Source organism: Acidobacteriota bacterium (genome assembly GCA_016208495.1).
Taxonomy (GTDB): Bacteria; Acidobacteriota; Blastocatellia; order Chloracidobacteriales; family Chloracidobacteriaceae; genus JACQXX01.
On the sequence record JACQXX010000102.1, the window covers coordinates 1 to 11949 of the forward strand.

The window sequence follows — 11949 nt, forward strand, 5'->3', positions numbered from 1 at the left end:
TACTGACTACTGACTACTGACTACTGACTACTGACTACTGACTACTGATTACTGACTACCGCCATGGTCAAATTTCGACCAGATCTTCCGAAAATTCCTGCCCTCGTTTGACCAGTTCCGCCGCCAGTTTAATCGCTTCAATCAGGCTTTGGGGATCTGCCAATCCACGTCCGGCAATGTCAAAGGCGGTGCCGTGGTTGGTGGAGGTTCTGATGAAGGGAAGGCCGAGCGTTACGTTGACGGCTTCGCCAAAGGACAGGCATTTAATCGGGATCATTCCCTGATCGTGATAGGAACACAGGACAATGTCGAATTCACCTCTGGCCGCCCGTAAAAAGACATTTTCGGCGGGAATCGGGCCAGTGATGATCATGTCGGGGTGTTCAGTGAGGCAGGTTTCAATCGCTGGAACCATTTCCGAAGCTTCTTCAAGACCAAACAAGCCTCCTTCGGCGCCATGTGGATTGACAGCGGCGACTGCAATGCGTGGCCGCCGGATGCCCCATCGAATCAGTTCACGGTGGGTGAGTGTGAGCATGCGCTCAATGCGTTCTTTGGTGATATAGGTCAACGCCCGGCTCAAGGGAAGGTGATTGGTCAGCAACACCACGCGCAACACCGCCGAAACAAAACCCAGGGCAAAGGTGCGGGTCCCAGTCAAATGGGCGAGGAGTTCGGTGTGCCCGGTGAAACTATAGCCGCCAAGCAGAAGCGACCGTTTATTGATTGGACAGGTGGTTAACCCTTCGATGATGCCAGCCTGATAGAGTTTGACGGCGGCTTCGATGTATTCACCTGAGGCTTTTCCGTAGGTCGGAGAGATTTCACCCCAGGTGAGAGGTTCAAAGAGGTTATCAATGGTGCATAACAGCGGGCGGTCACTCTGAGTTGGGATTGATGCTTCGGAAAAGCGGGCCACCAGTTCGTCAAATGGCCAGACATCCATCTCAAATGGAAGATCAAGGTGGCGGGCGACCTGGCGCAGATGATTGGCGTCTCCGACGAGGATCAGGTCAGCCACGGCACGCACCTCGGGGTCGGTGCAGGCTTTCAGGGCAATTTCTGGGCCAATCCCGGAGGGGTCTCCGATGGTAATTCCAATTCTGGGTTTCCAGGTGGACGGGGTAGATGCGGAAAACTCTTGTGTCAAGGTTTGATATCCTCAGTGCCAGAAATAAATCTTGGAATTTGGGGACCGGGCTGAGAGGCATAAATGCCAGAGAAGAGAAATGAACCCGATCTGGACAAGGGGACAAGGGGACAATTCCACCAAATTTGTGAGTGTGACTGACGTTCGGTTGGGAGCGGGGATGAGACGATTGGTTTTTTCTCCAGGTCTTTGTGTCTCCCCATACTTCTTGTCACCCACATACTCAACTTTCCTTCTCCTGGGGCTCATGCCTGTGAGAGTCTGATCGGGATCAAGGGCCACACCAGATCAGGCTCTCGGGAAGTATCATATGGGAGGGCAAAAATCAATATCCGGTGCAGGAGCCGCCGGGAAAGGGCTGGGCCCGCAGTTGCCGCCAGTCAGGCTAAACGTTGAAAAGATAAGGAGATTAGCTCCTTTTTGCCACGCAACCTGCCTTGACAGTCGGTTTTGCGAAATGGTACTTTTTTGGCCGCATCCCCACACTAACCTCCTCCGCATGCAGTTCTATATGAGCAAGAAAGCGTCTGATTTTATTTTTGATGAGCGAAGTCGTGACATTTTGTTGGCGATTGTGAAGCTCCATATTGCCACTGGTGAAGCGGTTGGTTCCCGCACGCTTTCAAAAAATTCCAAACAGACTCTGAGCGCGGCCACCATTCGCAACATCATGGCGGACCTGGAAGAGGCTGGATATTTATCTCAGCCACACCCGTCAGCCGGTCGGATCCCGACTGATAAAGGCTATCGCTATTATGTTGACAATTTGATCCGTGGCGCCCGGGTTTCGCGATTGGATGAGGAATTTATTCACCGGTCACTTTTGACGGATCCTGAATTAACCCGTGAGAACCTGCTGGAACGAACTTCGCATCTGTTGTCGCAAATCTCGCACCATGTGGGCATTGTCCTTTCCCCCAGGTTTTCACAGGATATTATTCAGCATATTGAGTTTATTCGATTGTCAGAAGGACGGATTCTGGTTATCGTCGTCTCCCGCACCGGGATTGTCCACGATTGTGTGGTTCGCCTGGACGAAGACTTATCGCAGGACGAACTCAATCGCACCTCACGATATTTGTCAGAAAATTTCAAAAATTGCAGCCTTGGCGCCATCCGCGAAGAGCTTCTGGTCCGCATGACCGAAGAAAAAGCCCTCTATGACCGCCTGTTAAAAAACGCGATTTTGTTGTGCACCCAGACCATTGACCACGATGCCGAGCAGGCGGACGTGTATGTTGATGGGACGGTGAACATGTTGAATCAGCCTGATTTTGTTGATCTTGATCGAATGCGGGCTCTGTTCCGAATGTTTGAAGAAAAAGGGCGACTGGTGAAAATTTTGAACAAATGCCTGGCGATGGTGCCTGACGGTGGAATTGCCATCCAAATCGGGGCTGAAAACCAGCTTCCAGGCATGCGTGACTGCACCATCATTACCTCACCCTACTCATTTAGCAATCAGGTCATTGGCGGAATCAGCATCGTGGGGCCAACCCGGATGCATTACACCCGCGTCATCAGCATTGTAAGCTACGTGTCTCAACTGTTTAATCAATTGCTGAATGAGGAGGGGCCGTTTGAAATTCGCCAGGATGGGTCAATTCACCTGATTGACCAGAAATTGAAGCCGACACCGTTTGCCCTTCCGATTCCGGAATGACCAGTGGCCAGTGGGAGAAATTTTAAGCCTGCACCAGTTCGGGTTGCTTTTGTAAAGAGTTGCAGCCGAATCCGCAACAGCGAATAGGCTCAAAACGACCTCAGGTGACCCCGCCCAGGTTTTTTTATGGATCCGTCATCACGACGCTTGGCAACATCGCTTTGTTTTCGGTAAGGTAAGACAGCACACAGTTTTTCAAAAACCGGTGTGATTCAAACACCGCCCGCACCCATTCGTGAGTCAATCACCTGTCATTTCTGTTTTCAGCAACGCTCTTTTTATTGTTTTTCCATCTTCAGTCCAGTGCCTTGGACCACAACTGACCAACTGCCGAACCGAAGTTCTTGCCATTATTTGCCTGGTTCATTCACTTGTGCACATTCAGTGCTCATTGAAAACGGTTGTTTTTGTGCTGGCGATGTTGGTTCAGGCGGGTTTTCGTTCCCAGTCCAATCACCGAATCCCCGACCGTTGAAAACTGAGAAAAAGAATGACAGCGCGGCAAAAAATCTTTACCAGTTACCTGTGTTCATTTCATTTCTGATATTGAGCCACTAACCACCCGGAGGGTCTGTGACGAATATTCCCGTTCATTTCGAGTCATCAAAGCAAAAAGAAGAACCTGCGCCCCAGATGCCGGAAACGATACAACCGGAATCTGGTGTCACGGAAATCGAATCTCAGCCGGAGGTTGTTGCGGTGCAAACCCCAGAAGTTTCAGCGGCTCAGCCAGTCGTGGCTGAGCCGGAGCCTGCCGAAGTTGTTGCCCCTGAACCACCCAAAGGGCTGGAGCCGGTTGAACCCCAACCAGAACCACCGGTTGACCCGCCGGCGGCACCACCGGTTGAGGCGAAACCTCAGTCAAGTGGTGGTCTCACAATGGAGGAAACCGTTCAGTTGCTCACTGATCTGGCAACTTTACAGGAAAATCTGGCCCACGCTGAACAGCAAACACTTTTGGCTCGCAAACACGTTGAAATCGTGCAAGAGCAGCTTGCCAAGGTCAATGAAGAAAAGAATTCCTGGCACGAGCAGTTGCTGCGTCAGCGGGCTGAATTTGAAAACTTCCGCAAACGGGTTGAACGTGAAAAGCAGGAGTTGCGGCTGAATTCCAGAGTAGATGTGATCAGAAGCATGCTGGAGGTTTTAGATAACCTTGAGCGGGCACTCACCATCGGGCAATCGGATTCAGGCAACCTGGAAGCCTTTTTGGAAGGTGTCCAACTGATCCAAAAACAATTGTTTGGCTCCCTGACCAACTTTGGCTTGACGCCAGTCAAAGCCGTTGGCGAAATGTTTGATCCGTCCATCCACGAGGCGGTGGCAACTCAAGTATCAGAGGACCTGGAGCCAAACACCATTGTTGACGAACTGCAGCGAGGGTACCAGCTTGGCGACCGATTAATCCGTCCCGCCCGGGTCCGAGTCGCGATTCGGGGCTAAGGGATCGTTAAAAATAAATTCCTGGGAGCGCAGGCGTCCCGCCCGCCATAAGTCGGAAGATGCGGGCAAGATGCCCGCGCTCCCAAATGAAAACGGGAAGTTGATTTTTTACAGTCCCTAAGGATGGGGGCGATTCCTGTGCAAAATTCACTGTGAGGCCACTGGTTTTTGCCTTTTCGGCAACCTGGTTTTGTTTTCACTTATTTTTGATGAATGTTCACCCACCAATTGGCGGCGCTTTGCTGGTTGTCAATTCGGCAACAACAAAAAACTGCCAGATGGATCTACTTAACCGAACACACTCCTTCACTCCCGTATTCAGTCGGGGGGATTCAGTAAGTCTTTAGGAAAGGCTGAAAAGTTTATGGGGAAGGTCATTGGCATTGACTTGGGTACGACCAACTGTTGTGTGGCTGTCATGGAGGGGGGAACGACGCAAATCATTCCCAATAAAGAAGGTGGCCGTACAACTCCGTCCGTCGTCGGGTTTACAGACAAGGGGGAACGACTCGTAGGGCAGATTGCCAAGCGCCAGGCAATTACCAATGCCGCCAATACTGTCTATGCAGTGAAACGCTTAATTGGGCGCAAATTTAACTCCCCTGAAGTCCAGCGGGCACGGGAAAGCAGTCCGTATGAAATTTCCGAAGCCCCAAATGGCGATGCCCGGGTCCGTGTCCAGGGACGTGACTATAGTCCACCTGAAATTTCAGCCATCATTTTGCAGCGACTCAAGGCTTCGGCTGAAGATTTTCTCGGTGAAGAAATTGAGGAAGCCATCATCACCGTCCCGGCCTACTTTGATGATTTCCAGCGCCAGGCGACTAAAGATGCTGGAAAAATTGCCGGATTGAATGTCCAGCGGATTATCAACGAACCAACGGCTGCCGCACTGGCCTATGGTTTGGGGAAGACCCAATCGGAACGCATCGCCGTCTATGACCTGGGTGGCGGCACGTTCGATATCTCAATTTTGGAAATGAACGATGGTGTTTTCGAAGTTCTTTCCACCTGCGGTGACTCGTTCCTCGGTGGCGAAGACTTTGACCAACGGATCATTGACTGGCTGATTGAGGAGTTTAAAAAACAGACCGCCATTGACCTGCGGGCTGACCGGTTGGCGCTTCAGCGGTTGAAAGAAGCCGCCGAACGAGCCAAGTGCGAAGTTTCCACCTCGCTGGAGGCCAATATCAATCTGCCGTTTATTGCGGCTGACGCCACTGGCCCCAAGCATCTTAATATCAATCTGACCCGCGCCAAATTTGAAGAACTGGTTTCGGATCTGGTTGAAAAAACAGTTGAACCCTGCCAGAAAGCCCTGTGGGATGCCCGTTTGAAACCCGAAGACATTGATCAGGTGCTTCTGGTTGGAGGGCAAACCCGTTCCCCCATCATCCACGAGTGTGTTCGCAAAATCTTTAATAAAGATGCTTCAACCGCCATCAACCCGGATGAAGTCGTGGCGATTGGTGCTTCGATTCAGGGTGCGGTGCTGACGGGTGAAGTAAAGGAACTGGTTCTGCTGGACGTGATTCCGCTCTCGCTCGGGATTGAAGTTCGCGGTGGACTGTTTCAGAAAGTTGTGGAACGCAACTCAACCATTCCAATTCGCAAAGGGTTGACCTTCACCACCGTTGCTGATAACCAAAACTCAGTCGAAGTCCATATTTTGCAGGGGGAACGCGAAATTGTCGCCGGCAATCGCTCGCTTGGACGATTTGAGCTGGTTGGGGTTCCGCCGGCACCGCGGGGTATTCCACAGATTGAAGTTGTGTTTGAAATCAATGCCGATGGGATTGTCCAGGTTTCAGCTCGCGACAAAATGACCGGGCTTGAACAGGCAATGCGTGTCACTCCTTCGTCGGGTCTGTCAGCCTCGGAAATTTATGATCTGATCAATGAGGCTCAGATCAATGCCGAAGCTGACCGCCGCACCAAAGAATTGCTCCTGCTCAGGAGCCGCCTCGAAGGGTTGATGCAAAATACTCAGCGGTCATTTAGTGAATTTGGCTGGATGTTGTCAGCTAATGATCAAGAAATGGTTCGTGACACGCTGCTGCAAGCCAAAGATGGGCTCTCGTCCCAGGATCCGCTCTTAATCCGTCAACTCCTTGAAGCCCTTGAACATGCGGCGAAGGTGATTACCGATGCCATGTTTAGCCCGGCGGCTTCTGGGCAGGAACCAGGTCCTTCAAGCGAAGCTGATGCCGGGGAAAGTGGGACCAAATTGTTGACAGAATAGGAAAGACGTTTAAGTTTTGAGTTCTGAAAAAACCAGGGCTGAGGGCTTGGGCTGAAAAGGCCAGGGCTTGGGGCAGAAAGACTCGCAAGCTCGGAGCAAAGGAAGGGATGAGGGATGACGGATGAGGGATGAAACAAAACCAATTCTTCAGCCCAATTTCTTCAGCCCAATTTCTTCAGCCCTAAGCCCTAAGCCAGGCCCTGAACCCTGGTTCTGTAGCTCAAAACTTAATCCAAGACTCAAAATTTTCGCAGTGAGGTTTTAGCAACTGCAATGGCAACCAAAAGAGATTACTACGAGGTCCTGGGTGTCCAGCGTGATGCCAATGAGGCCGAAATCAAAAGTGCATACCGTAAACTGGCCATGAAGTACCACCCGGATAAAAATCCAGGTGACCAGGAAGCAGAAGAAAAATTTAAAGAGGCCGCCGAAGCCCATCGGGTATTGTCTGATCCACAACAACGAGCCCGATATGACCGGTTTGGCCACGCCGGAGTTGGAACGGCAGCCGCTGGCGGTAGCCAGGGATTTGGTGACTTTACCAATATTGAAGATTTGCTCGGCGATTTATTTGGGTTTCGGGATGCCTTTGGTGGCGGTGGTCGTCGAGCCAGCCAGGTCCAGCGCGGAGCTGATCTGCGCTACGACCTTGAAATTACCCTTGAAGAAGCGGCCAATGGGGTCAGACCCCGAGTGCGGATTCCACGGCTCGAAACCTGTGAAACCTGTACCGGATCAGGTGCCGCCGCTGGTTCATCCCCCTCAACCTGTACCACCTGTAGCGGCACAGGTCAGATTCGATACCAGCAAGGGTTTTTCAGCGTCAGTCGAACCTGTTCGGCGTGCCGGGGCACTGGCCGCATGATCAAAAATCTATGTAAAGATTGTCGCGGGGAAGGCCGGGTCCAAAAAGAAAAAGTGCTTGAACCAAAAATTCCGGCTGGGGTTGATACCGGAGCTCGGATTCGAATTCAAGGTGAAGGTGAATCGGGAATGGGCGGCGGCCCGGCTGGCGACCTCTATATCGTCATTCATGTCAAAGAACATGAAACCTTCAAGCGGCAGGACAACAATCTCTATTGCACGGTTCCGATTACCATTTCACAGGCGGTTCTCGGCACCGAAATCAAGGTCAACACCCTCGAAGGCGAAGAAACACTGTCTATTCCCGAAGGCACCCAAACCGATACCGTCTTCCGCATTCGCAATAAGGGCATTGTTTCACTTTCAGGTCGTGGAAAAGGCGATTTGTTTGTTTCAGCGACGGTGGTTACCCCAACTCGCCTGTCACGAGAACAGCGAAAACTCTTTGAGGAACTGGCGAAACTGGAGTCTCAACAGACCGAAGAAGGGTTTTTTGACAAAGTGAAGAATATTTTTGGATAGGAATTTGGTGATTGGCTCTGGGGAATCCATTCTCCCCAGAACCCGGAACCCTGACAAGGTGACCGACTGACAAGGTGACCGGGTGATTTTTTCATCCCTCATCCTTCATTCCTTATCCTGTCCGAAAACCCGGAACCCAAAAATAAGCTCCCAGACCTTCAGGCTGTAAAAATCCATCGTTGACGGATTTACTCAAAGTCTGGTAAGTTAGGCACGCCTACCATTTCGTTTTCATCCAGGGTTTCTCGCACAATTTCATCGGCACCTAGCCACTTCATTGAAAGACCTTCAACTCTTGCGGAGGAACGTCCATGGCATCCTTGTTGAAAAAATTTCTCTTCACGGCCACTCTCACAACCGTGATGCTCGTTGCCGTCGGGCTTTTGGGGACCACAGCAAAGGCTCAAACTCCAGAAAGCCCGGTCTCATTGCCGGTTGCTTCAGAATACACAATGGCCTGTGCCGGGTATATTGCTTCCGGACCTGCATCTGAAGAAATTCAAATTGTTGGTGCGGACCGCGAATCTGAGCACGATATGTTCGCCGATGGCGACATTGTCTACCTCAACAAAGGCCGTGGGAGCAATGTTCAGCTTGGAGCTGAATACCAGATTGTTCGCAACATTGGCCCCGTCAAGGATTTTAAAGGTGGAAAGGTTGTCGGAACGCTGATTTATGAATTAGGTCTTTTGCGGGTCATCGCTTTGCAAGACAATACTGCCACGGCCCAAATCAAAGTTGCCTGCCGGCCAATTAGTTTTGGGGATGCGGCTGTTCCCTACGACAAAAAAGTTTCACCCACCCCTCGGCCTTATAAGCCACTCTCTGTCGCTGGTACCCCAACCGGACGAACGTCAGGTCAAATTTTAGCAGCGCCGGATAACCGGGAATTTTTGGCCCAAAATGATATTGTGTACCTCAATATCGGTGCTGACAATGGGGTCAAGGTTGGTGATTACCTGACGATTTACCGCCGATTGGGCAGTGATGGAATTACCAGGTTTCGCGATGACCGGGTTGGTTCACCCCGCCGGAGAGACTACTCCAGTGATCGCTACAACAGCCGTGACAATACCTCGATTGCAACGGTAACCAAACCAAAGCCCCAAATTATTGAACAGGTACCTCGAAACACGCTCCCACGAGCATTGATTGGTGAAGTTGTCATTGTGCGGGTTGAGGCAAATGCTGCCACCGCGATCATTACCCGAACCACTCGTGAAGCGTACCCTGGTGATTTCGTCGAACTCCAATAACTCCATTGTTCTCCACCAATCCAAATTGTGCCTGCCAGTGCGATGTACTGGCAGGCTTTTTCTTTTTGGAAAGCCCCTCACCCCTTTCTGGAATTTGGTATGGCCTTTCCAGCCAAGTTACGTTACCCTGACCAGTTTTGCTGTTTCATCCAAATTTTAACCCCATTGAATTGTAAAAGGTGAATGTTGTGAAAGTACGTCAGGACCTTCGGAATGTCGCGATTATTGCCCACGTAGACCATGGCAAGACCACGTTGGTTGATTCCATGCTCAAGCAATCAGGACTCTTCCGCTCGAATGAACGAATTATTGACCGCGTCATGGACAATATGGATCTGGAACGCGAACGCGGCATCACGATCATGGCCAAAAATACGTCGGTTGAGTATCACGGTGTCAAAATCAATATCCTCGACACCCCAGGCCACTCTGATTTTGGCGGCGAAGTGCAGCGCATTCTCAAAATGGTGGATGGCGTGATGTTGCTGGTGGACGCTTCGGAGGGGCCGCTTCCGCAAACGCGATATGTGCTTTCCAAAGCCCTGGAACAAAATCTGAAATCAATTGTGGTGATCAACAAAATTGACCGCCAGGATGCCCGTCCCCAGGAAGTGGTCAATGAAGTGTATGACCTGTTTATTGACCTCGATGCCAATGACGACCAGATTGATTTTCCAATTATCTATGCCATTGCGCGGGATGGAATGGCGAAACTAAGCCTGGAGGAAGAGGGCAATGATTTGCGCCCGCTCTTTGAACAAATCATCAAAACGATTCCGCCGCCCCCAGATCGCCGCGAAGAGCCGCTCCAGGTGTTGGTGACCAATATTGCCTATGACGAATATGTTGGAAGACTCGGAACCGGGCGAATTGTGGCTGGCGAAATCAAAATGGGCGATCAAGTGATGCTCATCAAACGGGATCGGCAGATGGAACGCCATAAAATCACCCAGTTGTACACTTTTGACGGGTTGAAACGGGTTTCGTGTGACCGCGCTGGCGCCGGCGATATCATTGCGGTTGCAGGGATCGAAGCGATCAACATCGGTGAAACCATTGCTTCGGTGGAAAATCCGATTCCGCTGCCGCTGATCCAGATTGACGAACCGACCATCTCGATGATCTTTTCAGTCAATAATTCACCGTTTTCTGGAAGAGATGGGAAGTATGTGACCTCACGTCAGTTACGCGAACGGCTGTATAAAGAGACATTGGGGAATGTTTCGATCCGCGTGGATGACACCGACTCTCCGGAAAGTCTGAAGGTCTCGGGACGAGGCGAACTCCAGCTTTCGATTTTGATTGAAATGATGCGCCGCGAAGGGTACGAAATGCAGGTCTCAAAGCCCGAAGTGGTCATCCGGTTTGAAGACGGCATCAAAAAAGAACCCATCGAACTGGCCGTGATTGACTGTCCCGATACCTTTATTGGTGTGGTGACGGAAGCAATGGGCCGCCGAAAAGGCAATATGACCAAGATGGTCAACCACGGTACGGGTCGAGTTCGCATGGAATTTGAAATTCCTTCACGTGGCTTGATCGGATTTCGCTCGGAATTTCTGACCAATACCAAAGGAACAGGCATTCTCAATACTCTGTTTCTCAAATGGGGTGAATGGTCAGGTGCGATTACGACTCGCCTGACCGGCGCTCTGGTGGCTGACCGTTCTGGGGAAGCAACTGCCTATGCCTTGTATGGGTTACAGGAACGCGGCGAATTGTTCATCCGACCGCAAACCCCAGTTTACGAAGGCATGGTCGTGGGTGAAAACTCCCGCGAAGTGGATCTGGACGTCAACGTAGTTCGGGAAAAGAAACTGACCAATATGCGGGCTTCCACTTCGGATGAAGCCATCCGCCTGATTCCATTTCGTGAATTGTCGCTTGAACAGGCACTCGAATTTATCCGGGATGATGAACTGGTGGAAATTACTCCGGCGGCGATTCGGATTCGGAAACGAGTCCTGGCTGCCAATATGCGTCCCAAACGAAAGAGTGAAGAGTCTTGAACCTCCCCGCCCTACCGCTGCGCGGTTGAGGACAGGGCTTTCTCGCATTTTTTCTGGTAAAGAGCTAACTAATCACCGGATACAGGTGCAACTTGAGAAAAATTTGAGCTTTTCTTGAGGACAAAATAAAAGCCAACCCGGTATTGTCACTGCCGAACTACTTCACCGTAGAACTCTGGTTGACGGAGAATGCGAACCACCGTCAACCAGATCACTTTCTTTCATCAAAACCCCGAAGACCCATTGGCCTCTCTCCCCTCAATTTCCCACCTCACCCGTTCAAAGAAGCTTCCCAACCTGATTCGCTTCCATTGCTTTCATTGATGTCCAAAACCACTGGCAACGGAGGTGACCTCCTGCTTCGACAGGGGATTTACCTGTGGAATCAGTCAATCATTTTGACGCTGCGGCTGTGAACGTGGTATCGTGGGGCGTCAATAATTCAATCCAATTACAATTTGCAGGGTTTTTCACATCAAGGGTTTTCCAAAGGGATTATCGAGCCGGGGAGGTTTTTAAACGATAAGTCTCTTTTTGCTTATCGTTCGTTGGCGCCGACCACGACTAAACTCCTTGTTTGGTCAAGCTCAAACCATTGAAAAATAAAGATTTGAGGATTGTATGGTAAAAAAAATCGGTGTATGCGTCTGGATTGCCTGCCTGACCTGCGTGGTTGGCCAGCCGGTGGTTGAACTGAGCCACCATATTGCCAAGCCGGGACATATTGCGAAACCAGGTCATATTGTGCGACCAATCACTGGATCTTCACTTCTGGAGATGCAGTCCTAGTGCATCTGGCG

Annotated in this window: 8 protein-coding genes; 7 read left to right on the forward strand and 1 reads right to left on the reverse strand. The window is 50.9% G+C overall.

All coding sequences use genetic code 11. The features are described 5' to 3' along the window. Nucleotides 1-67: 67 nt before the first annotated feature. Nucleotides 68-1150: a 4-hydroxythreonine-4-phosphate dehydrogenase PdxA gene (pdxA, locus tag HY774_20585; GenBank protein ID MBI4750883.1), complete on the reverse strand. Its 1083-nt coding sequence runs from the start codon at nt 1148-1150 to the stop codon at nt 68-70. A 511-nt stretch (nt 1151-1661) separates the two neighbouring features. Between pdxA and hrcA the strand changes: the two genes are divergently transcribed. From hrcA to HY774_20620, 7 genes are all read left to right on the forward strand, one after another. Then, complete coding sequence (gene hrcA / locus HY774_20590; GenBank protein MBI4750884.1) at nt 1662-2813, forward strand: heat-inducible transcription repressor HrcA; 1152 nt, start codon at nt 1662-1664, stop codon at nt 2811-2813. A 573-nt stretch (nt 2814-3386) separates the two neighbouring features. Then, nucleotides 3387-4256, forward strand: a complete 870-nt coding sequence (gene grpE / locus HY774_20595; GenBank protein MBI4750885.1) for a nucleotide exchange factor GrpE — start codon at nt 3387-3389, stop codon at nt 4254-4256. 364 nt (nt 4257-4620) lie between these two features. Then, on the forward strand, nt 4621-6498 hold the full coding sequence (dnaK, locus tag HY774_20600) for a molecular chaperone DnaK (protein ID MBI4750886.1): 1878 nt from the start codon (nt 4621-4623) through the stop codon (nt 6496-6498). A 273-nt stretch (nt 6499-6771) separates the two neighbouring features. Beyond that, the gene (gene dnaJ / locus HY774_20605; GenBank protein ID MBI4750887.1) at nt 6772-7884 is read left to right on the forward strand and encodes a molecular chaperone DnaJ; all 1113 of its coding nucleotides are present in this window, start codon (nt 6772-6774) and stop codon (nt 7882-7884) included. Between the two features lie 311 nt (nt 7885-8195). Continuing rightward, nucleotides 8196-9140 carry a hypothetical protein gene (locus HY774_20610; protein MBI4750888.1) on the forward strand — a complete coding sequence of 315 codons (945 nt, stop codon included), beginning with the start codon at nt 8196-8198 and terminating at the stop codon, nt 9138-9140. Between the two features lie 188 nt (nt 9141-9328). Further along, on the forward strand, nt 9329-11149 hold the full coding sequence (gene typA / locus HY774_20615; protein MBI4750889.1) for a translational GTPase TypA: 1821 nt from the start codon (nt 9329-9331) through the stop codon (nt 11147-11149). A gap of 621 nt (nt 11150-11770) precedes the next feature. Further along, nucleotides 11771-11938, forward strand: a complete 168-nt coding sequence (locus HY774_20620; GenBank protein ID MBI4750890.1) for a hypothetical protein — start codon at nt 11771-11773, stop codon at nt 11936-11938. The last annotated feature ends 11 nt before the right edge of the window (nt 11939-11949 follow it).

Coding starts and splice junctions, on each gene's coding strand:
- dnaK (MBI4750886.1), top strand. CDS start 4,621: ATGGGGAAGGTCATTGGCATTGACTTGGGTACGACCAACTGTTGTGTG.
- hrcA (MBI4750884.1), top strand. CDS start 1,662: ATGAGCAAGAAAGCGTCTGATTTTATTTTTGATGAGCGAAGTCGTGAC.
- HY774_20620 (MBI4750890.1), top strand. CDS start 11,771: ATGGTAAAAAAAATCGGTGTATGCGTCTGGATTGCCTGCCTGACCTGC.
- HY774_20610 (MBI4750888.1), top strand. CDS start 8,196: ATGGCATCCTTGTTGAAAAAATTTCTCTTCACGGCCACTCTCACAACC.
- dnaJ (MBI4750887.1), top strand. CDS start 6,772: ATGGCAACCAAAAGAGATTACTACGAGGTCCTGGGTGTCCAGCGTGAT.